Source organism: Nocardia sp. NPDC006630, from assembly GCF_040611495.1.
GTDB lineage: Bacteria > Actinomycetota > Actinomycetes > Mycobacteriales > Mycobacteriaceae > Nocardia.
In genome coordinates this window covers 60,448-82,985 of the sequence record NZ_JBEXOK010000014.1, presented here as the reverse complement: position 1 = coordinate 82,985, position 22,538 = coordinate 60,448, and the positions used below count along the sequence as shown (strand labels likewise).

Annotated in this window: 22 protein-coding genes; 15 read left to right on the top strand and 7 right to left on the bottom strand. The window is 66.1% G+C overall.

Going from position 1 to position 22,538, the window contains the following annotated elements; genetic code table 11:
• Nucleotides 1–30 precede the first annotated feature (30 nt).
• Nucleotides 31–1,491, top strand: coding sequence for a DHA2 family efflux MFS transporter permease subunit (locus ABZX86_RS34885; RefSeq protein WP_355129853.1), 1,461 nt, complete (start codon nucleotides 31–33; stop codon nucleotides 1,489–1,491).
• Here the strand turns inward: ABZX86_RS34885 and ABZX86_RS34880 are convergent.
• The 3 genes from ABZX86_RS34880 to ABZX86_RS34870 form a co-directional block, all read right to left on the bottom strand.
• Nucleotides 1,439–2,440: a Gfo/Idh/MocA family oxidoreductase gene (locus ABZX86_RS34880; RefSeq protein ID WP_355129851.1), complete on the bottom strand. Its 1,002-nt coding sequence runs from the start codon at nucleotides 2,438–2,440 to the stop codon at nucleotides 1,439–1,441. The two genes, ABZX86_RS34885 and ABZX86_RS34880, sit on opposite strands and share 53 nt — an antisense overlap.
• 118 nt (nucleotides 2,441–2,558) lie before the next feature.
• Nucleotides 2,559–4,211 (bottom strand): sulfatase-like hydrolase/transferase, encoded by a 1,653-nt coding sequence (locus ABZX86_RS34875; protein WP_355129849.1) that lies wholly within the window; start codon nucleotides 4,209–4,211, stop codon nucleotides 2,559–2,561.
• Between the two features lie 93 nt (nucleotides 4,212–4,304).
• Nucleotides 4,305–5,726: an MFS transporter gene (locus tag ABZX86_RS34870; RefSeq protein WP_355129847.1), complete on the bottom strand. Its 1,422-nt coding sequence runs from the start codon at nucleotides 5,724–5,726 to the stop codon at nucleotides 4,305–4,307.
• Nucleotides 5,727–5,812: 86 nt separating this feature from the next.
• Here ABZX86_RS34870 and ABZX86_RS34865 point away from each other — a divergent pair, with 86 nt between their 5' ends.
• Nucleotides 5,813–6,577, top strand: a complete 765-nt coding sequence (locus tag ABZX86_RS34865; protein ID WP_355129845.1) for a winged helix-turn-helix domain-containing protein — start codon at nucleotides 5,813–5,815, stop codon at nucleotides 6,575–6,577.
• Nucleotides 6,578–6,625: 48 nt separating this feature from the next.
• Here the strand turns inward: ABZX86_RS34865 and ABZX86_RS34860 are convergent, their stop codons facing one another.
• The gene (locus ABZX86_RS34860) at nucleotides 6,626–7,666 is read right to left on the bottom strand and encodes a MauE/DoxX family redox-associated membrane protein (RefSeq protein WP_355129843.1); all 1,041 of its coding nucleotides are present in this window, start codon (nucleotides 7,664–7,666) and stop codon (nucleotides 6,626–6,628) included.
• Between the two features lie 176 nt (nucleotides 7,667–7,842).
• Between ABZX86_RS34860 and ABZX86_RS34855 the strand changes: the two genes are divergently transcribed.
• Complete coding sequence (locus ABZX86_RS34855) at nucleotides 7,843–8,055, top strand: hypothetical protein (protein ID WP_355129841.1); 213 nt, start codon at nucleotides 7,843–7,845, stop codon at nucleotides 8,053–8,055.
• Between the two features lie 21 nt (nucleotides 8,056–8,076).
• Nucleotides 8,077–8,304: a chitin binding peritrophin-A domain-containing protein gene (locus tag ABZX86_RS34850; RefSeq protein ID WP_355129839.1), complete on the top strand. Its 228-nt coding sequence runs from the start codon at nucleotides 8,077–8,079 to the stop codon at nucleotides 8,302–8,304.
• A gap of 24 nt (nucleotides 8,305–8,328) precedes the next feature.
• Here ABZX86_RS34850 and ABZX86_RS34845 read toward each other — a convergent pair whose 3' ends face one another.
• Nucleotides 8,329–9,873 (bottom strand): long-chain fatty acid--CoA ligase, encoded by a 1,545-nt coding sequence (locus ABZX86_RS34845; protein ID WP_355129837.1) that lies wholly within the window; start codon nucleotides 9,871–9,873, stop codon nucleotides 8,329–8,331.
• A gap of 216 nt (nucleotides 9,874–10,089) precedes the next feature.
• Between ABZX86_RS34845 and ABZX86_RS34840 the strand changes: the two genes are divergently transcribed.
• The 8 genes from ABZX86_RS34840 to ABZX86_RS34805 all read left to right on the top strand — a co-directional run bounded on the left by ABZX86_RS34840 (nucleotide 10,090) and on the right by ABZX86_RS34805 (nucleotide 17,341).
• The gene (locus ABZX86_RS34840) at nucleotides 10,090–11,274 is read left to right on the top strand and encodes a lipid-transfer protein (RefSeq protein ID WP_355129835.1); all 1,185 of its coding nucleotides are present in this window, start codon (nucleotides 10,090–10,092) and stop codon (nucleotides 11,272–11,274) included.
• A 2-nt stretch (nucleotides 11,275–11,276) separates the two neighbouring features.
• Nucleotides 11,277–11,735 (top strand): MaoC family dehydratase N-terminal domain-containing protein, encoded by a 459-nt coding sequence (locus tag ABZX86_RS34835; RefSeq protein ID WP_355129833.1) that lies wholly within the window; start codon nucleotides 11,277–11,279, stop codon nucleotides 11,733–11,735.
• On the top strand, nucleotides 11,732–12,142 hold the full coding sequence (locus tag ABZX86_RS34830) for a MaoC/PaaZ C-terminal domain-containing protein (protein ID WP_355129831.1): 411 nt from the start codon (nucleotides 11,732–11,734) through the stop codon (nucleotides 12,140–12,142). Before ABZX86_RS34835 ends, ABZX86_RS34830 begins: the two co-directional genes overlap by 4 nt.
• Before the next feature lie 50 nt (nucleotides 12,143–12,192).
• The gene (locus ABZX86_RS34825; RefSeq protein ID WP_355129829.1) at nucleotides 12,193–13,023 is read left to right on the top strand and encodes an SDR family oxidoreductase; all 831 of its coding nucleotides are present in this window, start codon (nucleotides 12,193–12,195) and stop codon (nucleotides 13,021–13,023) included.
• Between the two features lie 71 nt (nucleotides 13,024–13,094).
• Nucleotides 13,095–14,186, top strand: a complete 1,092-nt coding sequence (locus ABZX86_RS34820) for an acyl-CoA dehydrogenase family protein (protein WP_355130013.1) — start codon at nucleotides 13,095–13,097, stop codon at nucleotides 14,184–14,186.
• A 43-nt stretch (nucleotides 14,187–14,229) separates the two neighbouring features.
• Nucleotides 14,230–15,417, top strand: coding sequence for a TetR family transcriptional regulator (locus tag ABZX86_RS34815; RefSeq protein WP_355129827.1), 1,188 nt, complete (start codon nucleotides 14,230–14,232; stop codon nucleotides 15,415–15,417).
• Between the two features lie 237 nt (nucleotides 15,418–15,654).
• Entirely contained in the window at nucleotides 15,655–16,362 is a 708-nt protein-coding gene (locus tag ABZX86_RS34810) for a hypothetical protein (RefSeq protein ID WP_355129825.1), read from the top strand.
• Nucleotides 16,363–16,627: 265 nt separating this feature from the next.
• Nucleotides 16,628–17,341 carry a hypothetical protein gene (locus ABZX86_RS34805; protein WP_327144851.1) on the top strand — a complete coding sequence of 238 codons (714 nt, stop codon included), beginning with the start codon at nucleotides 16,628–16,630 and terminating at the stop codon, nucleotides 17,339–17,341.
• Nucleotides 17,342–17,426: 85 nt separating this feature from the next.
• Here the strand turns inward: ABZX86_RS34805 and ABZX86_RS34800 are convergent, their stop codons facing one another.
• The gene (locus ABZX86_RS34800) at nucleotides 17,427–17,738 is read right to left on the bottom strand and encodes a hypothetical protein (RefSeq protein ID WP_355129823.1); all 312 of its coding nucleotides are present in this window, start codon (nucleotides 17,736–17,738) and stop codon (nucleotides 17,427–17,429) included.
• A 120-nt stretch (nucleotides 17,739–17,858) separates the two neighbouring features.
• Nucleotides 17,859–18,125 (bottom strand): DUF2631 domain-containing protein, encoded by a 267-nt coding sequence (locus ABZX86_RS34795; protein ID WP_327144853.1) that lies wholly within the window; start codon nucleotides 18,123–18,125, stop codon nucleotides 17,859–17,861.
• Nucleotides 18,126–18,236: 111 nt separating this feature from the next.
• Between ABZX86_RS34795 and dxr the strand changes: the two genes are divergently transcribed.
• The 3 genes from dxr to ABZX86_RS34780 all read left to right on the top strand — a co-directional run bounded on the left by dxr (nucleotide 18,237) and on the right by ABZX86_RS34780 (nucleotide 22,429).
• Nucleotides 18,237–19,385 (top strand): 1-deoxy-D-xylulose-5-phosphate reductoisomerase, encoded by a 1,149-nt coding sequence (gene dxr / locus ABZX86_RS34790; RefSeq protein WP_355129821.1) that lies wholly within the window; start codon nucleotides 18,237–18,239, stop codon nucleotides 19,383–19,385.
• A gap of 22 nt (nucleotides 19,386–19,407) precedes the next feature.
• A complete protein-coding gene (locus ABZX86_RS34785; protein WP_355129819.1) occupies nucleotides 19,408–20,610 on the top strand; it encodes a M50 family metallopeptidase in 1,203 nt (400 codons plus the stop codon).
• Between the two features lie 178 nt (nucleotides 20,611–20,788).
• Nucleotides 20,789–22,429: a TerD family protein gene (locus ABZX86_RS34780; RefSeq protein ID WP_355129817.1), complete on the top strand. Its 1,641-nt coding sequence runs from the start codon at nucleotides 20,789–20,791 to the stop codon at nucleotides 22,427–22,429.
• Nucleotides 22,430–22,538: the final 109 nt, after the last annotated feature.

Below are 22,538 nucleotides of genomic sequence, written 5' to 3'. Positions count from 1 at the left end.
CTATCCACCAAACGGTGAATAGTGGAGCGCATGTCGTCCGCTTCCGATTACCGGATTCCTCCCGAAGTCCGCAGTGCCGCATTCGTGATCGTGCTCGGCGCGATCGCGACCCTGCTCGATTCGACCGTGGTCAATATCGCGATTCGCTCGTTGTCGATCGACCTGCACACCGATCTCGACACCATCCAGTGGGTGATCACCGGATACCTGCTGGCGCTGGCCGCGTGCATTCCGGTGACGGGCTGGGCCGCCAAGCGGTTCGGTGATCGCCGGCTCTACCTCAGCACGCTGATACTGTTCGCGGCCGGTTCACTGCTGTGCGCCATGGCTCGAACTCCCGGACAGCTCATCGCCTTTCGGGTCATCCAGGGGCTGGGTGGCGGAATGGTGCTTCCTGCCGGTCAGATCATTCTCGCCAAATTGGCCGGGCCGCAGAATATGGCCAAGGTGATGCCGGTTCTCGGAATCGCGATGGTGCTGACACCGGTGCTCGGGCCCACCCTCGGGGGACTGCTGCTCGAGGGGCCCGGCTGGCGCTGGCTGTTTCTGATCAATCTGCCGATCTGTGCTGCGGCAGTGTTCGCTGGGCGCCGGCTGCTGCCCGCACATCAGCCGGAGGAGGCGGGCGCGCTCGATATCGCTGGCCTGCTTCTGGTTTCGGGCGGGTCGGTCGGGGTGACCTACGCGCTGGCCGAAGTGGGAAGCTCCGGGCAGGCGTCCGGTTCCTCGATGACGGTGCTCGCGGCCGGGGTGGTGCTGCTGGTGGTATTCGTCTTGCGCGGCTTACGGATCGACCACCCGCTCTTGGATCTGAGGCTGTACCGCAATCGGGCCTTCTCGGCAGCTGCGCTGGCGACCTTCTGCCTCGGTGGTGCGCTGTACGGCGCGATGATCCTGATGCCGCTCTATTTCCAGACCGTCCGCGGGCAGAGCGCGATCATGACCGGAATCCTGCTGGCGCCGAGCGGGATCGGGGCGGCGATAGCAATGCCGTTGGCGGGACGGCTCTCGCAACGCTGGGGCGGCGGTATCACGGCCTCGATCGGCGGACTCGTCACGATGCTGGCGACGATCCCGTTCGTGGTGCTGAGCGCGGACACGTCCTACGGCTATCTGCTCGGTGCGATGGGAGTTCGCGGCCTCGGTATCGGGTTGTCGATGATGCCCGCGATGACCGCCGCCTACCAGGTGCTCGGACGCGACAAGATCAATGACGCCACACCGCAATTGAGCATGCTGCAGCGTGTGGGTGGGTCGGTCGGCACCGCCGTCGTGGCCGTCGCGCTGCAGCATCAGCTGTCCCGCAGTCATACCCCCGAGGCAATGGCGGCCGGATTCGGCGCCGCGTTCTGGTGGGTGCTCGGGATCTCGATCGTGACTACTCTGTCCGCGGTACTGCTGGCGCTGGCGGAACGCCCCGCCCTGCGCCTCGGCGCAATCAGCTCGGCAGGCGCAGGGGCAGGCCTGCGGCCTGGTAGATGGCGTCGATGACGGTCATATTGTCGACCGAGTCCTGGGGGGCGGTTTTCACCGGTTCGCCGTGCAGGACCGCGCCGGCGAAGGCGTCGAGCTGGAAGGCGTAGCTGGGGCGGTGGGTGAAGCGTTCGCGGCGTCTGCCGCGCTGGGTGCGGACTGTCAGCCAGTGGGGGAGTTGTGGCGCAATGGGATTGACGATGTGTAACTCGCCGTGTTCGCCTATTACCTTGACGCTCATTCGCAGCAGATCCGACGACCACAGTGAACAGCGGATCAGGCCGGTGTGCCCGGACGGGAAGCGGAGTTCGGCGGTCATGGCCCGATCGACCTTCGGATCGCGCAATTTCGCTGTCGCCGAGACCACTTCGGGATTCTCGCCACCGAATACGCGCGCCATATGCACGGCGTAGCAACCGGCATCCATCAGCGATCCACCGGCCAGCGCGTAGTTGTATCGAATATCGGAGAACTTCGGCAGCGGGAAGCACATGGATGCCTCCACCCGCACCAGCTTGCCCAATTCCCCCGAGGCGATGATCTGCTCGGCCATCAGATTCATCGGGTGATACCGGTAATGGAACGCCTCCATCACCACCCGCCCCGAATCCGCGGCCAGCCCCGCGATCTCCCGAGCCTCCTCGGCATTGGCCGTGAACGGCTTCTCACACAGCACATGCTTCCCGGCCGCCAGCGCCGCCCGAGTCCACCGCCCGTGCAACCCATTCGGCAGCGGAATATAAACCGCATCCACCCCCGGATCCGCGATCAGCGCCTCATAACTGTCGTACGAGGTCTCGATCCCATACTTATGAGCGAACGCCGCCGCGCGCCCACCATCCCGGGCCGCCACCGCGCTGACAGCCACATCGGGATGCGCCCTGGCCGGATTGGCAATCGCCATGGGCGCGATCCGCGCCGCGCCGAGTATGCCGATACGCACCGGTGATCCCGCACCCTCATTCATCGTCGCACCATAACACTGGCGTATCCGCCGGGACGGTGCCTGGCCGCAGCCTATGAATCCCCTTGAATCGCAGTAATTTCCGTGTGAGTCGCGGTGGCTGACCGGCAGCTTCCGCCGGTCAGCGCGGGGTCGCGAAATCGTCGAGGAAGTCGCCCAGGCGTTCGGCCTTGGTGGCGAGGTTGCGCTGGGAGTCGAGGTAGTCGCCTATGCCCTGGTCCTGGGCGTCCTTCAGGTAGGCGGGGAGGGGTTGCTGGATTTCGGTCTGGATGACGTGGTCGAGGAGTTGGGAGGTGGTGGTGCGCAGGGGGTTTGCGGTGGCGGCCTGGTTGTCGAGTTCGAGTTTGCCGTTGTCGGTGGAGTAGTCGTAGAGCTCGAATTCCTGCTCTTGGGTCGGGTCGATCTGGATTCGGCCGTCCACCCAGGTCGAATAGGAGGCGAATTTGGCGTCGGGGGTGCGGACCATGGCGACGTGGCCGGGGGCATTGCGGTCGAACAGGATTGCGGCCTCTTCGATGGTCGCCTCATCGGTGGTGTGCGCGATCCAGGGGCGGCCGGCCGCGCCGGAATCGCGGCACAGGGCGGCCAGGTCGAGGCGGTCGCGCAGGTGTTCGTAGCGGCCGTCGCCGCGCCAGCCGTTGCCGCCGGTGGCGATGGACAGCAGCAGCGGGGCGAGATCGACGCTGGAGGTCAGCTGATTGCGGAGAGTGGTTCCGGCGGTGGGGCTGTAGTAGCCGCGCGGATCGTGCACATAGAGCGGGACGCGGATCGCCTCGTCGTACGCGCCGCCGCCCTTACCGTGCAGACCGTGCGAACCGGCGTAATCGCCGTGGTCGGAGGTAAAGACGATGACGGTATTGGCCGCGACATCCGGTCGCGAATTCAACGTGTCGAGCACTCGCCCGATCTGGATATCGACCTGCTGCTGCAACCACAGATACAGATTGCGCATATCGATCCAGGCCTGCCGGGCATCGGGCGTACCGTACGGCGCGAGTCCGAATGCGGCGGTCGACACCTGCACCAGTGCCGTTTGCAGACGCGGTTTCCCGGCGAGCTGCTCGGGGGATTCGAAATTCGGCGGCAGCTCGGTCACCCACTGCGGGATATTCAGATTCGCCTGGTCACGGCGCGTCCAGCGCGGCCAGTACTGGATATCGTGCGGATTCACCAGCGATACCGTGGTGCACCACGGCGCGGTACCGGCATCGTGCTCGAACCAATCCGCGAACTGATCGACGATCTTCGGATCCATTTGCAGCCCTTGGCCCGGCGCACCGTTCGGGGAGGGGTAGGTGCCGCCGCCGAATCCGTAGGCGTCCAGCGCGCCCGGCGTGCGATCCGGATAGTGCCCGAGATGCCATTTGCCCCACCAGGTCGACTCGTAACCGTGATCGCGCAGCATCGAACCCCAGGTCGGGAATTTCGGCGACAGCGTCGATTCGGAGACCACCATGCATCCGGTCTGATGGGTGTACAGCCCGGTCACCAGCGCGCCACGCGAGGCGGTGCAATCGTTCGCGGCGGTGTAGTGCTGTTCGAAGGACACCCCGCCCTGCCGGATCCGGGCGAGATTGGGCAGCAGCCCGTCCAGCGCCTGCTGATCCGGGAACCACACCGGTGCGCGCATCTCATCGACGAGCACCACGAGAATATTCGGCTTGTCCCGGTTCACGTCGGCACGAGCGCGACCCGCCGACGCCGCGGTCGCCGCGGCCGCGGCGGTGGTCGCCGCACCTGCCAGGAATCCTCTTCTGCTGACAGAACCGAGCACTGTGCCTCCCAGGACGATCGGGCGGGCGGCCGAATGGAATCGCTGATGGCGGCCCGACGCAGAGCAGCCTAGGTTCGGCAGCGGGCGAAACAATCACTCCGCAGAGGGAACTCGGGTCCCTCGTACGGGGGACTTGCCGTCCGCCGAGCCTTGTCGCCGTCCGATTCCATTCAGCGTCACGGCGAATGCCACAGCCCAGAGCATCGCGGCGACAACCGCGAGCACGGGGATCGCGTGCAGGAAGCCGGGCGTGCCGGGTGATCCGGCAATTGCGCCGAAAAGCGCCACACCACAGGCGGTTCCGATCTGCCTCGCGGTATTCGACACGCCCGTCGCCAAACCGGACCGGTCCGACGGCGTGGCACGGACTACGGCGGCGACCACGGAGGTGGTCACCAGCCCCGCGCCGACGCCGAGCAGCGCGAATCCGGCCAGCAGCCAGCCGATTCCGGAGGACGGACGGACCTGTGTCAACAGCAGTGAGCCGAATACCGCAGCGCCGCAGCCGAGGGCAATGGCGGTGCGGGGCCCGCGCCGCGCGGTGAGTCGCCCGGACACCGGGGCCAGCGCGACCAGCGGAACGGCGAGCGGCAGCACCGCACACCCCGCCGCGAACGGCGAATAGCGCAGCACGTCCTGTAGATACAGCATGCTGACGAACAGCAGTCCGTTGAACACCAGATTCATGGTCAGCGCCACCACATTGGGACTCAGAAAGTCTCTGCGCCGCAGCAGATCCCACGGCAGAATCGGATGCGCACTGTGCCGTGCCGCCCGCAGCGCGATACCGAGCGCGGCCACCGTCACCAGCGCCGAAACCGCCAAGAGCACCGGGTCCGAATGATGCCCGGCCGAGATGACCGTGAACACCAGCCCGCTCAGGCCGACGACAAATCCCGTCAATCCGAGGATATCGACCCCGCCCGCCTGCCGATTGGCGGGCCGCGCGGGCACCACGACCGGAATCGCCACCAGCGCAAGGACTATCAGCGGCACATTGATCCAGAACACCGGTCGCCAGCCCAGACCGCTGACCAGCAGCCCGCCCAGCAGCGGACCCGCCGGCAGCGCCAGCGACGAGATGGCGGCCCAGGTTCCGAGCGCCTTCGCCTGCGCGGCCCGATCCGGAAACGCGTCGACCAGCGCCGCCATGGTGCTGGGCAGCAGCAGCGCGCCGCCGATGCCCTGCAGCACCCGGCCGCCGATCAGCACCCCGATAGTGGGCGCCAGCGCGCAGATCAGCGAGGCCACCCCGAACACCGCGAATCCGATCAGCAGAATGCGGCGGTGCCCGAAGCGGTCGCCCAGGGTGCCGCCCGCCAGCAGCAATCCGCCGATGGCGACCGCATAACCGTCCACCACCCACTGCAGCGTGGCGGAGTCCGCGTGCAATTGATGGCCGATGCTCGGCAGCGCGACATTCACAATGGTCACGTCCAGCAGGACCAGGAACATGCCGGCGCACAGCACCGTCAGTAGCCGTCCGGGCCGCACTGTCGGGTCCGTTTCTGTCATCGCGCGAGTCGATGTACTCATCTCTCCAGTGTTTCCCCGAAACACTTCGTCCCCCGTCGAAGTGTGGTCGCGGCAGACTGGAGAGTATGAACGCACAGACTGCTGAACTCGGCTTCGCCGATATCGCCGGTGTGGGCGAGCTACTGGCCGATGCGAGCCGCGCCCGCGTCCTGATGGCACTGCTCGACGGCCGCGCGCTACCCGCCTCGGTACTGGCCGCGGAGGCGGGCGTCTCGGCGTCCACGGCCAGCGCCCACCTGTCCAGGCTCGTCGCCGGCGGGCTGCTCACCGTGCAGCCGTCGGGGCGGCATCGCTACTACCGGCTGGCCGGACCGGAGGTCGCGACCGTCCTGGAGGCGGTGGCCGCGCTCGCGCCCATCCGCCCGGTGCGTTCGCTGCGCGAATCGACCCGAGCCGCCGCCATGCGCAACGCCCGCAGCTGCTACGACCACCTGGCCGGAAAGCTGGGCGTCGCCGTCACCGCCGCACTCCTCGAGCGAAATGCGCTGACCCGCAACGATGGTGGCGTCCACACCGAACGCGCACCCGACGACCCGCTCGCCGCGCCACTGCACGAGCACCCCTACGAACTGGGCCCGGCCGCCGAGCCGATATTCACCGAACTCGGCATCGACCTGAACCAATTACGTTCCCGCCGAAGGCCACTGCTGCGCTTCTGCGTCGACTGGAGCGAACAGCAGCATCACCTGGGCGGCGCACTGGGTGCGGCGGTGCTGACCCGCATGGAATCCGCAGACTGGCTGGAGCGCCACAATTCGCGCCGGGCGCTGCGAGTCACGCCCGCCGGGACCAGGGCACTCGACCGGATTCTCAGCGTCGGCGTCGAATGACGGCTGTCCCGGGACCGGCGCTACCGGGCCGGTGAGAGCCCGGGACGATCACTGCTGGGCCGGTGGAGGCTGAATTCCCGTGTGGTGCATCAGATTCTCGATGTCGAAGCCCGTGCTGCCGTCGTGCTGGGATTCGCTGAGCAGGGCTCGGATGGCGGCGCCACCGATGGCCAGCCCGGTGGCAATGCGGCCGTCGGATCCGATCCGCACTCCGGTCGGGGTGCCGCGGACCGCGTAGCGCTCGGCCACCTCCTTGTACTGCTGCACCAGATACCGGGCGATGCCGTACTCCTCGGACCACAGCGCATTGTCCTGCAGGGTCCCCGAGCCGATGACCGTAATGTCGGCCTGTCCGTGCAACTTCCGGCGCCACACGCCGAGCTCGCCGGCGACCTGCCGGCACGGGCTGCAGCCGTGATGCAGGAACAGCAGCACTTGCGGACGCCCGTCCGCCAGCAGTCCGCTCAGCGTCGCCGGAATACCCGGCGCCGCGGCGAGGTCGAACTCCGGCGCGATCGTCCCGACCGGCAGTTGGCTCGGAAGCGCGACAGCGGGCGCGGTGCTCGATTGCGCGCGTCGAATCCGGCGCAGCGCCAAGCCCTGCCATATCTGCACCGTCACCACGGCAACGCCGACGGTGATCAGGGCGGCCCGGTCGGCGGGCAGCGGCGACGGCAGGCTCGGATAACGGACGGCAGTGGCCATTACAGCGCAGCCGAGCGTCAGGAGCACGCCATTGCGCACCAGTGTGAGCGGTCCGATCGGAGCGACGTCGGCCGCGCCGAAGCAGGCGCACGAGGGGTGGTTACCTCGCAGCAGCTGTACCGCGACCGCCACCGTGAAGATGCTCAGCAGCAGAATTCCGGTCGCGGCCGCCGGTAGCCCGGTCACCGGTAGCAGGAGTCCGAGGGCCACAAACGCCTCCGCGACCGGCACCACCCAGGCCGCCGCCGGCACCCATCGCGCACCGATGCCGAAGGCGAGCAAGGCATCTCGCGCCGCCTGCCGTGCCGTCAGCTTCCCGAAGGCGGATGTCGCGAAGACCGCCGCGAACACCATCCGCACTGCCCACCCCAGTGACTCCGCCATCACATCGATCAGATTCGCACACACCGGCTGGGCCGTGCAGGGCAATCAGCGATTGTCCGGCTGCTTCCCGGCGAACGATTCCCGCGTGTCGCCCGAGCGATGCTGTCAAAATCGGCAGAAGGACGGCACGCAAAATGGTTCGAACTTCTGAGACGACGACAACGGAAGGTATCGCCATGAGTAGCTCGGCGCAGGAACCCGATGACGATCTGGAATGCATCTCCGATACCGCATCGGACGACCGGAGCTGCGATGTGAGCGACGGCATCGTGGACATCTGCTGGGACGATGACAACTACGCCACCTGCGTGAACGGGTCCTGGCTCGTCCGGGCCTGTGCGTCGGGAACCACCTGTCAGACCTTCAACGACGCCGCGGTCTGCGCCTGAGATCGGCGGAGGAGAAAAGCCATGAGCACACCCGGATTCGAGTTCGACTGCAGCGATAAGCCAGACGGCAACTACCCGCATCCCAGCAAGTGCACGCACTACGTGGCGTGTGTCGCGCACGAACATGCCTATGAGATGCCGTGCGCGATGGGCCATAACGGGGAGTTGCTGCACTACGTCCAGAACTCCGGTCCCGACCCTGCGACGTCTCGCTGTGACTACCCGGAGGTCGCCGGTTGCATGTACTGAGCCCGCCCCCGGCGCCCGCGGCAGTCAGTGCACCTGGCGGTCGTTCTCGCCCCAATACTGCTTGCGCAGTTCGCGTTTGAGGATCTTTCCGGCGCCGGAGACGGGGAGCGACTCGACCACCTCGACGCTGCGCGGAGCCTTGTAACCGGCGATCAGCGTCTTGGTGTGCTCGCGGATCTGCTCGGTGGTCACCGAAGTGCCGGGCACGCAGACGATCACGGCATGCACCCGCTCGCCCCACTCCGCATCGGGCACACCGATCACCGCGCACGTGGCCACATCCGGATGTGCGGCAACGGCATTCTCGACCTCGGCGGAATACACGTTCTCCCCGCCGCTGACGATCATGTCCTTGATTCGGTCGACCACGTAGAGGTAGCCGCACTCGTCCAGATAGCCGCCGTCGCCGGTGTGCATCCAGCCGCCGCGCAGTGCGTCGGCGGTCTCCGCGGGCTTGTTCCAATAGCCGAGCATCACATGATCACCGCGCACCACGATCTCGCCGACCGTGCCACTGGGCACCGGGACATCGTCCGGATCGACAATGCGGATCTCCGAATGCGGCGCGCCCCGCCCGGCCGAACGCAGCAGTCCCGCAGCATGATCGGCCGGACCGAGCAGGGTCGCGACGGGCGCGACCTCGGTCATGCCGTACGCCTGGGTGAAGCTCGCATTGGGGAACACCTTCATCGCCCGCTCCAGCACCGCCTGCGCGATCGGCGACGCGCCGTACATGATCGCGTCCAGGCTCGACAGGTCGAACTCGCCCACCCGGGGGTGATCGACCACCATCTGGATCATCACCGGAACCAGCAGGGTGTCGGTAACACGCTGTGTCGCAATGGCATTCAAGGTAGACACCGGATCGAAGGACGGAATGATCACATGCGTGCCGCCGAGCGTCACCTCCGCCATCCAGCCCGCGAGATCGGCGAGGTGGAACATGGGCGCCGTGTGCAGGTAGATGCCGCCGGGCTTGAACAGATATCCACTGGCGATCGAACCGAGCGCCGAGGCGAACATATTCGCGTGCGAGAGCATGACGCCCTTGGGGAATCCGGTGGTACCGCCGGTGTAGAAGATCCCCGCCAGCTCGTCACCACCGCGCCGCGCGTCCGCGATGGGCGCGGAGTTCGCGATGAGGTCCTCATAGGACAGCGTGCCTTCGGGGGTGGGTCCGTTGCCGCAGTGGATGATCGTCGTCAGTCCGGGAGAACCCTGCCGAATGGCGGGCAGCGCGGCCGCGAAGGCATCGTCGACGAACAGCACCGTGGTGCCGGAATCCTCGAAGCTGTAGACGATTTCGGGCACACTCCACCGGATATTGACCGGATTGAGCACCGCGTTCGCCCACGGCACCGCCAGCAGATATTCGCTGTAGCGATCTGAATTCAGCCCGAGCATCGCGATCCGGTCACCGTCGCCGACCCCCAGTGCACGCAGGGCCCCGGCCAGCCGGGCAACGCGATCGGCCGCTTCCCGGAACGTCCGCGTCCGCTCCCCGTCGATGGTCATGATGCCGTCGGGGTTCTGCTGAACGGCCCGGTGCAGGCCCTGCGTGAGGTACATGGATGCGATCTCCGGATCCGGTGGGTTGCAGCCGTGACTGCGTCGTACATTATGTGAACAGTAGGTAGTGTAACAACGATCACAGATGGCGGCGCAACCCCCAGTTTTCCGGTGGCTATTCCGCGATAAACAGCCGTATGTGATCGACGGCTTGTGCATGTGGTGCTGCGTGAGGTTCACTAAGTGAATCAGCACTAGTAAGTCCAGGAGGGCTTGATGAGTAGACGCGTAGTGGTGGCAGGTGTCGGGATGATTCCCTTCACCACACCCAGCCGGACCGAGCCTTACGACATCATGGGCGAGACGGCGGCCCGCAAGGCGCTGGCCGATGCCGGTGTCGACTACAGCAAGGTGCAGCAGGCGTACGTCGGATACGTGTACGGCGACTCCACCTCGGGGCAGGCGGCGCTGTACGGGCTCGGGCAGACCGGGATTCCGATCGTCAATGTCAACAACAACTGCTCGACCGGATCGTCGGCACTGTTCCTGGCCCGCCAGGCGATCGAGACCGGTGCCGCGGAATGTGTGGTCGCGCTCGGCTTCGAGCAGATGATGCGCGGTGCGCTCGGTTCGATGTGGAGCGACCGGCCGACCCCGTTCGGGCGCTTCGACACCCAGACCACGCAACTGCAGGGCTGGGACGAGCAGGCGCCCATGGCCGCACAGTACTTCGGCGGTGCGGGACAGGCGTACGCCGACAAGTACGGCATGGATCCCGCTGTGTTCGCACAGATTTCGGTGAAGGCGCGCAAGCACGCGGCCAATAACCCGTACGCGGTGTTCCGCGATCCGGTGACGGTCGAGGAGGTGCTGGGCTCGCCGCAGATCTTCGGTCCGCTGACCCGATTGCAGTGCTGCCCGCCGACCTGTGGCGCGGCCGCGGCGATCCTGTGCTCCGAGGAATTCGCGAAAGCCAACGGCCTCACCACTTCCGTGGTCATCAAGGCGCAGGCGATGACCACCGACTACGAGTCGACCTTCACCACCGACATGATGCGGGTGGTCGGTTACGACATGGCCAAGGCCGCCGCCGATCAGGTGTACGAGGCCGCGGGTGTGAGCCCGGCGGATATTCGCGTCGTCGAATTGCACGACTGCTTCACCGCCAATGAACTGCTCACCTACGAGGGTCTGGGTCTCACACCCGAAGGCACCGCGGAGAAGTTCATCGCCGACGGCGACAACACCTACGGCGGCCGGGTGGTGACCAACCCGTCCGGCGGCCTGCTGTCGAAGGGACACCCGCTGGGCGCCACCGGTCTGGCGCAGTGCGCGGAACTGGTGTGGCAGTTGCGCGGTCAAGCCGAGGCGCGCCAGGTCGAGGGCGTGAATCTGGCGCTGCAGCACAATATCGGGCTCGGCGGCGCGGCCGTCGTCACCCTGTACGAGAAGGTGAGCTGAGCATGGCCATCGATCCCGCCATTGTCGGAACCGAGCTTCCGGCAACAACTTTGACCGTCGACGCCGGACGGTTGCGCTTCTTCGCCAAGTCGATCGGTGAGACGAATCCGGTCTTCACCGATGCCGAGGCGGCGAAGGCGGCCGGCTACGCGGACCTGCCCGCGCCACCGACCTTCCTGTTCTCCATCGAACTCGAGAACCCGGACCCGTTCACGTTTCTCGCCGAAGCGGGCGTCGACCTGCGGTTCGTCCTCCACGGCGAGCAGACCTTCACCTATCACTCACCGGCCGTCGCCGGTGACGTGCTGACCGCCCGGCCGCGCATTACCGACGTGTACAGCAAGAAGGGCGGCGCGCTCGAATTCCTGGTCAAGGAAACCGCCGTCACCCGCGCGGACGGGTCGCCGGTCGCGGACCTGAAGTCCGTCATCGTCATTCGGAATCCGGGAGCAGGAAAATGACCGCATCACACACCGTCGAGGTAGGTACCGAGCTGCCGCCCTTGAAGATTCAGTCGATCTCGCGCACCACGCTGGCCCTGTTCGCGGGCGCGTCGGGTGACCACAATCCGATTCACATCGATCTCGATGTGGCGAAATCCGCCGGGCTCGACGACGTCTTCGCGCACGGCATGCTGTCCATGGGCTATCTCGGCCGGCTGCTCACCGATTGGGTTCCGCAGCAGTCGATTCGCTCCTACAGCGTGCGGTTCGCCGCCATTACGCCGGTGCACGGCATCCCGACCGCCACGGGCCGGGTCACGGCCGTCGAGGAGGTCGACGGCGAACGCCGCGCCACCCTGGAACTCGCCGTAACTCTGGACGACGGCACGGTCACCCTCGTCGGTGACGCCGTCGTCGCCCTCTGATCGTCATTCATCCACACCGCATTCATCCACACTGAAAGGTTATGTCTCCCATGGGAACTCTTGATGGCAAGGTCGCCATTGTCTCCGGCTCCGGCCGCGGCATCGGCCGTGAGATCGCACTGAAGCTCGCCTCCGAGGGCGCCAAGGTCGTGGTCAACGACCTCGATGCCGATCCGGCCAAGGAAACCGTCGCGGCCATCGAAGCCGCAGGCGGCCAGGCGGTTTCCTGCGTCGGCAGTGTCACCGACGTCGATTTCGGCGAGCGTTTCGTCCAGGCTGCCGTCGACAATTTCGGCGGCCTGGACATCATCATCAATAACGCCGGCTACACCTGGGATTCGGTCATCCAGAAGATGACCGACGAGCAGTGGGACGCCATTCTCGACGTCCACCTCAAGGCCCCGTTCCGGATTCTGCGCGCCGCACAGCCGGTCATCGCCGCCGCGGTGAAGAAGGCCAAGGCCGCCGGTGAGCCGGTCCCGTGCCGCAAGGTTGTGAACATCTCCTCCATGGCCGGCACCGGAGGCAATGCGGGACAGGCCAATTACTCCTCCGCCAAGGCGGGCATCACCGGCCTGACCAAGACCCTGGCCAAGGAGTGGGGCCGCTACAACGTCACCGTGAACACGGTCGCGTTCGGCCTGATCAAGACCCGGCTCACCGAGGCACCCGCGGGCGGCGACAGCACCATCGATATCGAGGGCAAGACCCTCAAGGTCGGTGTGAACCCGGATCTGCTCGCCGCCATGGAGCAGATGGTCCCGCTCGGCCGCGCGGGCACCCCGACCGAGGCCGCGGGCGCGGTCTACCTGTTCTGCATTCCCGAATCCAACTACGTCAGCGCGCAGACTCTGCTCTGCGGCGGCGGCTTCAATATCTAGGACGGAACTACGTGACCACCCCTGTGTACCGCTCGCCCTGGGTCGATGACGAAATCACCGCCCTGAAGGATATGGCGACCAAGTTCTTCGAAGCCGAATTGCTGCCGCACCACGAGCGATTCGCGGCCCAGAAGTACGTCGATCGCGAATTCTGGAACAAGGCAGGCGATCTCGGATTGCTCTGCGCCTCCATTCCGGAGGAGTACGGCGGAGGCGGCGGCACCCTGGCCCACGACTTCGCCATCTTCGACGCCCAATACGGGCTCGGGGACACCGGTTTCGGCAATATGGTGCACAGCGGGCTGGTCGCGCACTACCTCCTGGCCTACGGCAGCGAGGAGCAGAAGCGGCGCTGGCTGCCCGGTATGGCCAGTGGCGCGATCGTCGGCGCCATCGCCATGACCGAACCCGGCGCCGGCTCGGACCTGAAAGCCCTGCGCACCACCGCGGTTCGTGACGGCGAGCACTACCGGCTCAATGGCGCGAAAACCTTCATCTCCAACGGCAAGCACGCCGATCTGGTGATCGTGGTGGCCAAGACCGATCCGGCCGCCGGGGCGAAGGGCATCTCGCTGCTGGTGGTCGAGACCGCCCATGCCGAGGGATACCGAGTCGGCCGGCTGCTCGACAAGGTCGGCATGAAGGGCCAGGACACCGCCGAACTCTTCTTCGACGAAGTGCGCGTTCCGGTTTCGCACCGGCTCGGCGACGAAGGCGCGGGCTTCGGCTACCTCATGAAGCAGCTGGCGCACGAGCGCCTGATCGTCGGAGTCTGTGCGGCGGCGGCGACCCAGGCCGCCGTGCGGCTGACGGTGCACTACACCAAGGAGCGTCAGGCCTTCGGGGCTCCGCTGTTCGACATGCAGAACACTCGATTCGAACTCGCCGAATGCGCGACCCTCGCACAGGTTTCCCGCGTCTTCGTCGACAACTGCATCGAACGCCACCTGCGCGGTGAACTCGACGGGGCCACCGCGTCCATGGCGAAGGCGTACAGCACCGATATTCAGGGGCAGGTCGTCGACCGCTGCGTCCAGCTCTTCGGTGGCTACGGCTACATGCTCGAGTACCCGATCGCCCGCATGTACGCCGACGCCCGCGTCCAGCGCATCTACGCGGGCGCCAATGAAGTGATGAAGGAACTCATCGCCCGCTCGCTCTGAAAGCGGCAGGATGAGTGACGGCACGGACCGGTAGAGGAGCGGTATGGCGAGCGGCCCGGAGGCGACCACTGTCATCGGGCCGGCCCGTGGCACCCGCCCGGCCAATCGGCGTGAGCTGATCGTCCGGGCGGCCTCGGAGCTGTTCTATCGCAAGGGTTATGCCACCGTCGGTATGGGCGAGGTCGCCGCGGCGGTGGCCATCGGGCCGTCCGCGCTCTATCGCCACTTCCGCGGCAAACAGGATCTACTCGCCACGGTGCTCGGCACTGCCCTCACCACCATCGACGCCGCCCTGGCGGAGACCGCCGCGAACGATATCGGCGCGAGCCTCGCCGCCGAAACCCTCGCGCACCGGCATGTGGGAGTGCTGTGGCGGCGCGAGGGCAGGCATCTGTCCGCCGAGAACCGGGCCGCGTTCCGCACTCTCACCCAGCGGATTCTCGCCCGCCTCACCGAGCTGGTGCGCGAGCGCCGCCCGGAGCTGAACGCGGTGGAGGCGGATCTGCTCGCGCGCTGTGCGCTGGCGGTGGCCGACAGCATGTCGTTCCACAGTCTGTCGCTGCCCGAACCCGGATTCACCGCGCTGCTGGACGAACTCGTCTCGGCGGCGGTGGACACCGCGATCGCGCTGCCCGAGGTCGCAGCGAATCAGGCCGGGAGAAAGCGTCTTTCGATGACCAGATCACGGCGCGAAGCGATTCTCGCCGAGGCGGCGAAACTCTTCGCGCGCCAGGGTTTCACCGGCGTGAGCGTGGACGATATCGGGGAGGCCGTCGGCATCACCGGGCCCAGCGTCTACAACCATTTCCCCGGCAAGGCCGATATCCTGCTGGCCGTGGTGTTCCGCGGCAACGAGTGGCTGCGGATGGATATGAGCCGCGCCTTCGCCCGGGCGTCCGACGCCGGTGACGGCCTGGACCGGTTGCTGCGCAGCTATGGCGGCTTCGTCGCCGAGAATCCCGATCTGGTCCAGATCCTGGTCTCGGAGACCATGCATCTGCCCGCCGCCGATCGGCACCGGGCCCGCGCCGCGCAGCACTCGTATATCGCCGAATGGGTGGGTCTCGCCCGCCGCGTGCATCCGGACTGGGATCCGATCGGCGCCCGTGTCCGGGTGCAGGCCTCGCAGACGGTATTGAACGAACTCGCCCTGACCACCCGCATTCGGGAGATGCCGGGCGCGGATGCGGCGGTACTGGCAGTCGGCGCGGGTTTACTGGCGATTCGATAGCCGATCAGCACTGAAGTGAGGCAGATCATATGCTCGAAAACCGCCCTATAACCGACTGAAAGTTTGTTCGGCAGTGCGGTTTTCGAGTCGTTTGACGTAGATCACTCTCATTTTTGGGCTCTTATCGACTTCTCAGCTACTCATCAGTAATCGCCTTGTTGGACACTTGACTAGAAGGCTTCACAAGCCTCCCGCTGCTGATAGGAGCAGCGTCCGCGCGACGAAAGCAACGATGTCATGAAGTTCAGCAAAGCTGCCGCGACCTCGGCCATGGTCATCGCGGCTCTCGGTATCTCCGCCGGCGCTGTGCATGCCGCCCCGGCCCCCGCGCCCGCGATCCCGGGTATCTCCGACATCGTGAACGGCGTCGATCAGACGATCGATCAGCTGGTCCCGTCCATTCACTGGAATGCCGAGATCCAGGGCGATTCGGTGGTGCTGACCACCGATGCCGGCTCGCTGACCACGGTGGACGACCAGTTCCGGATGCTCGACAACAAGGGCGGTCTGGTGACCGCCTTCCCGCTCAGCTTCATCAAGGACGGCCTGCAGTACCCGATCAAGGCCGCCATCGACGGCCTGCGCGCCACGCTGACCCCGAATCTGGATCCGGCCGCCGCCCGCGCGGTCGACCTGCCGGTTCACGAGGTCGTGCAGCAGAAGGCCTTCGACGACGCCGTCGGTGCTGCCGGTGCGCAGTTCGGCGTCATCACCGCGATCGGCACCATGGTCGGCACTCTGGTCGGCGCGATCGGCGGTTGTGCCCTGGGTGCGTTCCTCGGTACTCCCGTACTACTGCCGGGCTGGATCGGCGGCTGCATCACCGGCGCGCTGATCGGAATCCCGCTCGGCGCCGCGGCGGGCCTGGTCCTGACCGGCGTTCCGGCCGCGATCGTCGTCGGCATCGGTTTCTTCCAGAGAATCAACGATCCCGCGAACCAGTAGCGGTTATACCTGGGCAAACTGAGGGCCCGTCACCATCGAATCGGTGGTGGCGGGCCCTTTTCGTGCGTCGATGAGTCGACTCATTCCTGTGAAAAAGACCTGCTGCACGTTAAACGTAACGAAAACCGGCTCACTGACTCCATACCGCTATGGGACGGCAACATCACGGAAACATCACGGAACGACTCTTATCTCGGGTGCTCGACGAGAACCCGCACTCCTCGAAACGAGGTAGTGCGTCCGCTGCAGAAAGCGACGAAAAGTTATGCGCTTCAAGAAGTTCGCCGCCACCTCGGCCCTGGTCATCGCGGCTCTCGGTGTCTCTGCCGGCACGAGCTACGCGGACGTTGCGCCGGCTCCGGCCGCCGCGACCGCGATTCACTATGACACCAAGATCGAGGGCTCGTCGGTCGTTCTGAAGACCGATATCGGCTCGCTGACCACAGACGACGGTCAGCTCCAGGTGCGCGATCCCCAGGGCGGTGTGGTTACCGCGGTTCCGCTGAACTTCGTCAAGAACGGCCAGCTCTTCCCGGTCGCGGCGCAGATCGACGGCAATACCGCCACCCTGACCCCGAACACCGATCCGGCCGCCGCGCTGCCGCTCGATCCGGCCGCCCCGCTCATCAAGCCGGTCGATGCCACCGCGAACCCCAACTTCAACCAGGCGCTGAGCAACCTGTCCAGCACGGTCTCCGTGGGTGTCGCGATCGGTAGCCTCATCGGCACCGTGATCGGCGCGGGCATCGGTTGCCTCGCGGGTGGTCTGATCCTCGGCGCGGGCGCCACGGTTGCCACCATCGGCACCCTGACCGTTCCGGGCGCCATCGGCGGCTGCCTCGTCACCGGTGCGGCCGCGGCCGCCATCGGCCTGGTCGCGGGCACCATCTTCATCGGTGGACCCGTCGTCGCCGTCGGCCTGTTCCAGTTCTTCACCGATCTGGCCACCCCGCCGGCCCCGGCTGCTCCGACCAGCTAGTACCTGAGTAGCACTCAGCCACAACAGACTTCGGGCCGGATCGCATATGCGATCCGGCCCGAAGTCTGCTGCGAAGCGGTGTTTGCTACGACCCGACCTGGCACACGCCGTTGAGGATGGTCGAGGCATTGCCGACGCTGGCGACATCACCATTGGTCAGCGCGTGTGCGTAGTTGGCGATGGCCTGCTGCTCCTGGCCGCTGGCGTCGATGGCGAGCAGCTGGTCGGCGATGGACTGCGTCAGAGCGGCGTCCGGGCCGAGGCTGCGATTGTTGTTGATCACGTCGCTGGCCTGGTTGCAGGCGGGGGACATGGCGCTGGCGGTGCCGGTGGGCAGCACCAGCAGGGCGCCGACAGCGGCAGCGGCCAGCAAAGTGGAGGGCAGGATCTTGCGCATTCGTTTCACTCCCAAAACTCGTGTGCGTGTGTGCCACCCCGAGTTTGCCTGATGGTCAGGAGAAAACAACCACGGCCCCGCGAAAAAGTCTGCGAGGCCGGGTAATTGCGTGCGCGGGAACTAGCGCGGCTTGCGCTGCAGCAGGGAGTCGCGGATCAGGATGCCGGCGATGGCGACGGCGAATCCGACCAGGTAGATGTCCTCGATCTTGCCCTTGTGGTTACCGATCAGCATGGCGAGCAGAATGACGACGACAACCCAGCCGGCGGTGCGGAAGGTGCGACGCGACTCGCCGCTCCAGCCCCATGCGGCGGACGGAACCTCGGCGGTGTCGACCTTGGTGACGACTCCGGCGCTGTGGGCGGATTCCAGTTCCGTGGCGGCCACTTTCGCTCCTTATAGGGCTCGAATCGAATGCTGGCCCTTATCGTGACATACGACCCAGTGTCGTAGCCAGCAGGGTGGCGGCACAGCGGGTCGTTTTCGGGGCAAGGGAGAATGGGGCGCGTGTCCGACGTCGTGAAAGTTCTGCTGCTGGGCAGCACCGGTTCGATTGGTACCCAGGCGCTGGAGGTGATCGCCGCCAACCCCGACCGCTTCGAAGTGGTCGGATTGGCCGCGCGCGGTGGCAATACCGAACTGCTCGCACAGCAGATCGCGGCCACCGGGACCCGCAATGTGGCGGTGGCCGACGAAGCGGCCGCCGCGAAACTGGGTGTGTCACTTGCCGGTCCGGATGCGGCCACCGAGCTGGTCCGCCGCACCGATGCGGACGTGGTGCTCAACGCGCTGGTCGGCTCGCTGGGTTTGGCGCCGACGCTGGAGACCCTGCATTCGGGGCGGCGACTCGCGCTGGCCAATAAGGAATCGCTGGTCGCGGGCGGCTCATTGGTCACCCGGGCCGCCAAGCCCGGACAGATCGTGCCGGTGGACTCCGAACATTCGGCCATGGCGCAGTGCCTGCGCGGCGGCCGCGCCGACGAGGTGGCCACGATTGTGCTCACCGCCTCGGGCGGCCCGTTCCGCGGCTGGACCGCCGAGATGCTGGAGTCGGTGAATCCGGCTGAGGCCAAGACACATCCGACCTGGTCCATGGGACCGATGAACACCCTGAATTCGGCCTCGCTGGTGAACAAGGGCCTCGAGCTGATCGAGACGCACCTGCTGTTCGGCGTGCCCTACGACAATATCGACGTGACCGTGCATCCCCAGTCGATCGTGCACTCCATGGTCACCTTCGTCGACGGCTCCACCCTCGCCCAGGCCAGCCCGCCGGATATGAAGCTGCCCATCGCACTCGCGCTGGGCTGGCCGGACCGGGTGCCGGGCGCGGCGGCGGCGTGCGACTTCGGGACCGCCTCGACGTGGACCTTCGAACCGGTGGACAACGAGGTCTTCCCCGCGGTCGAGCTGGCGCGCCAGGCCGGAAAGGCGGGCGGTTGCGTGACCGCTACCTACAACGCCGCCAATGAGATCGCGGTGCAGGCCTTCCTCGACGGGGTGATCCGATTCCCCGAGATCGTGCGCACCGTGGCGCGGGTCGTAGAGTCTGCCGACCGGTGGACCGCGGAACCCAGTACCTTGGACGAGGTGCTCGCGGCCGATACGTGGGCGCGAGAGACGGCGCGCACGATCGTGCGCGGCTGACTTCAGGAGGGTTCGGAACCGCATGGTCTACGCGATCGGCTTCGCACTGTTCGCCCTCGGTATCACCGTATCGGTCGCACTGCACGAATGCGGCCACATGTGGGCGGCGCAGGCGACCGGTATGAAGGTGCGCCGCTACTTCGTCGGCTTCGGCCCGAAGGTGTGGTCGTTCCGCCGGGGTGAAACCGAATACGGCCTGAAAGCGTTGCCGCTGGGCGGTTTCTGCGATATCGCCGGTATGACGGCGCTCGACGAGCTCGAGCCCGAAGAGCTGGACCGCGCCATGTACCGGCAGAAGACCTGGAAGCGCATGGTCGTCATGTTCGGCGGCATCGCGATGAACTTCCTGCTCGGCTTCCTGCTGATTCTGCTGCTGGCCGTGGTGTGGGGCCTGCCGCGCTTCGATCAGCCGCCGGCCACCCAGCTCGGCGCCATGAGCTGCGTCGCCAACCAGGCTGCCGACCAGTCGGTGCTGCCCTGCACCGGTGACGGTCCGGCCCAGCGGGCCGGATTGCAGCGCGGCGATATCGTGACCGCGGTCAACGGCACCTCGATCAAATCCTGGCAGGATTTCCGCGACCAGACCGAGAAGCAGACCGGCCCCTTCACCTACACCGTGAAGCGTGACGACAAGACCCTCACCATTCCGGTCACGCCCCAGATGGCGGTCACCTACCCGACCAAGGACGGCGCCCCGAAGTCGGTCGCCAAGGTCGGCGTCGGCCAGGACTTCTACAGCCCCGTCAAGCACAATGTCCTGTCCGCCATCCCCGCCTCGGTCGCCTTCACCGGCCAAATCGGTTACCGCACAGTGCAGTCGCTGGCCCAGATGCCCGCCAAGGTCGTCGACCTCTGGCACGCCGTCACCGGTGGCGTCCGCGATCCGGAAACCCCCGTCTCGGTCTACGGCGCCAGCAAGATCGGCGGCGAAACCGCCCAGCACGGCCTCTGGTCCCTCTTCGTCCTGACCCTGGCCAGCCTGAACTTCTTCCTGGGCGCCTTCAACCTCCTACCCCTGCTCCCACTCGACGGCGGCCACATGGCAGTGGTCATCTACGAAAAGATCCGCAACCTCTTCCGCGGCCGCAAGGGCCTCCCCGACGGCCCCCCGGTCGACTACCTGAAACTGCTACCCGCTACCTACGTGGTCGTAGTAATAGGCGGCGCCTACATGGTCCTCACCCTGGTCGCCGACATCGTCAACCCGGTCAAGCTCTTCCCCTGACGCACAACGCTTCTGACCGTCTGTGCCATTGATCCTGCGATAGCTGGTGATGTCCGCGGCCGTGGGTAGGGTGTGCTGCGGGGCAGTCGTTGCGCTCAGGCGGGGAGCACTGTCTCCAAAGTTCCTGATGCAGTGGATGTCTCGACATTTACTGTGTTGAGAGAACGGTGTTGGCGTCGTGGATTTGACGCGCGGGGCGAATGCGCCGGTGAGTTCGGCCGCAGTGTCGCTGGTATTGGAGTGGAATTCGGACCGGGAGGTCGACCCGCAGGCATTGCTCCTGGCCGAGAGCGGGAAGATTCGAGGCAACGACGATTTCGTATTCTTCAACGCCCCTCGCCATCCCTCGGGGGCGGTGGTACTGGAAGATGCCGGTCCCGGTCGCGCGACGTTGCGACTGACGCTGACGGCTATCGAACAAGTAGTCAGCAAGGTTGTTATCGCGGGATCGGTTGAGCAGGGCTCGTTCCAGGATGTGGATGGTCTAGTGCTGACGGTGCGCGATGTAGGCGGTGTTCTGCTCCGGTATCCGTTGGTCCGATCCGATCCCGTGACCGCCATGGTGCTCGGCGAGTTCTACCGCCGCAATGGTGAGTGGAAGTTTCGCGCCGTCGGCCAGGGCTGGAGCAGCGGGTTACGAGGTCTGGCAGAAGAGTTCGGCGTCGAAGTGGACGACGAGCCGCCTCCCTCCTCGGCTGCGGTGCCTGTACCAACCTTGCCCCCGGCAGTTCCGGCGTCGGATAAGCCCGCCGGATGGTATTCCCTCCCAGGTGATTCCACGCGCCTGCGTTGGTGGAGCGGTTCGGCATGGACGGAGGACTATCGCCGGACCTTCCCGACCGGCGATCCGGCTATCTGCGCCCGCTGCGGTCGTCCCAAACAGGCTCCGCGGTTCGGCGGCTCGCCCCCGTGTCGCTGGTGCGAAAGCGAGGTCAATGGCCTGCTGGAGTCGTGGCGTTCGCAGGCGTGGGAGGTGCTCATCTCGAGCGGTCCCAGCGGACCGCGCTGGGAGGAACTGTGGGTGATGCTGCGCTTCCGGATGATCAGCGAATCCACCGGCCGCGCTGCCCTGCGCCCCCTCGCCGTTGCTCACCTCGAGCGGGTAGTGGCTTTTGCGTTCGCGGATGGAGAGATCGAGCAGAGCGAACTCGACGACTTCGAGCGAACGGTCACAGCCCTGCAGGCGTCTACCGACCTGAGCATGGCCCGGCATCACATCGAGGGCCTGCGTCAGCGCATGCTGCGCGGCCGATCGCTGACCCAGGTCAAAGTCGGGGACCTCCCTTTGATCGACCGCCCGGGACTGCACCTGGACGCCGGCGAATTGCTGTATGTCGATGTGGCTGCCACCCAGATCAGGTACCTGGCGAGTGGGCCCAAGCAGGCCAGCGGCCGGCTGATCGCCAGCAGCAAGAAGCTCCGCTTCGTCGGAACCGGCGCGGGCACCGAGCTGGCCTGGGCGAAAATGGTTGCCATCCGGCACGAATACGACACCGTCGTCATCGAAGCCAGCAGCGCCCGCGGACAGGGTTCCTACCGGGTGCCGGACGCCGAATATGTTGCAGCAGTTCTCGAGGGTGCGCTCCGAGTGGCCAAGCGTCTGGTCCTGGCTCCAGGTCAGCGCGACTCACGCGCCATCCCGCAGGATGTGAAGTCCCGTGTCTGGCAGCGCGACGGCGGCAGTTGCCAGCAGTGCGGTGACAAACAGTATCTGGAGTTCGACCACGTCATCCCCTGGAGTCAAGGTGGTGCGACCAGCGTCGACAACCTCCAGATCCTGTGCCGTAAGTGCAACCTGCAAAAAGGCGCCCGAATCTGACCCGTTCGGATCTGACAGGTGCTGGATACGGATAAACCGCCGCATATCGACAGCTGAAACTTCGCAAATCGACACTCAAACCCCTCGCAGATCGATACCTTCTCCGCCG

Coding starts and splice junctions, on each gene's coding strand:
- ABZX86_RS34885 (WP_355129853.1), top strand. CDS start 31: ATGTCGTCCGCTTCCGATTACCGGATTCCTCCCGAAGTCCGCAGTGCC.
- ABZX86_RS34880 (WP_355129851.1), bottom strand. CDS start 2,440: ATGAATGAGGGTGCGGGATCACCGGTGCGTATCGGCATACTCGGCGCG.
- ABZX86_RS34870 (WP_355129847.1), bottom strand. CDS start 5,726: ATGACAGAAACGGACCCGACAGTGCGGCCCGGACGGCTACTGACGGTG.
- ABZX86_RS34865 (WP_355129845.1), top strand. CDS start 5,813: ATGAACGCACAGACTGCTGAACTCGGCTTCGCCGATATCGCCGGTGTG.
- ABZX86_RS34860 (WP_355129843.1), bottom strand. CDS start 7,666: ATGGCGGAGTCACTGGGGTGGGCAGTGCGGATGGTGTTCGCGGCGGTC.
- ABZX86_RS34855 (WP_355129841.1), top strand. CDS start 7,843: ATGAGTAGCTCGGCGCAGGAACCCGATGACGATCTGGAATGCATCTCC.
- ABZX86_RS34850 (WP_355129839.1), top strand. CDS start 8,077: ATGAGCACACCCGGATTCGAGTTCGACTGCAGCGATAAGCCAGACGGC.
- ABZX86_RS34845 (WP_355129837.1), bottom strand. CDS start 9,873: ATGTACCTCACGCAGGGCCTGCACCGGGCCGTTCAGCAGAACCCCGAC.
- ABZX86_RS34840 (WP_355129835.1), top strand. CDS start 10,090: ATGAGTAGACGCGTAGTGGTGGCAGGTGTCGGGATGATTCCCTTCACC.
- ABZX86_RS34835 (WP_355129833.1), top strand. CDS start 11,277: ATGGCCATCGATCCCGCCATTGTCGGAACCGAGCTTCCGGCAACAACT.
- ABZX86_RS34830 (WP_355129831.1), top strand. CDS start 11,732: ATGACCGCATCACACACCGTCGAGGTAGGTACCGAGCTGCCGCCCTTG.
- ABZX86_RS34825 (WP_355129829.1), top strand. CDS start 12,193: ATGGGAACTCTTGATGGCAAGGTCGCCATTGTCTCCGGCTCCGGCCGC.
- ABZX86_RS34820 (WP_355130013.1), top strand. CDS start 13,095: ATGGCGACCAAGTTCTTCGAAGCCGAATTGCTGCCGCACCACGAGCGA.
- ABZX86_RS34815 (WP_355129827.1), top strand. CDS start 14,230: ATGGCGAGCGGCCCGGAGGCGACCACTGTCATCGGGCCGGCCCGTGGC.
- ABZX86_RS34810 (WP_355129825.1), top strand. CDS start 15,655: ATGAAGTTCAGCAAAGCTGCCGCGACCTCGGCCATGGTCATCGCGGCT.
- ABZX86_RS34805 (WP_327144851.1), top strand. CDS start 16,628: ATGCGCTTCAAGAAGTTCGCCGCCACCTCGGCCCTGGTCATCGCGGCT.
- ABZX86_RS34800 (WP_355129823.1), bottom strand. CDS start 17,738: ATGCGCAAGATCCTGCCCTCCACTTTGCTGGCCGCTGCCGCTGTCGGC.
- dxr (WP_355129821.1), top strand. CDS start 18,237: ATGGGGCGCGTGTCCGACGTCGTGAAAGTTCTGCTGCTGGGCAGCACC.
- ABZX86_RS34785 (WP_355129819.1), top strand. CDS start 19,408: ATGGTCTACGCGATCGGCTTCGCACTGTTCGCCCTCGGTATCACCGTA.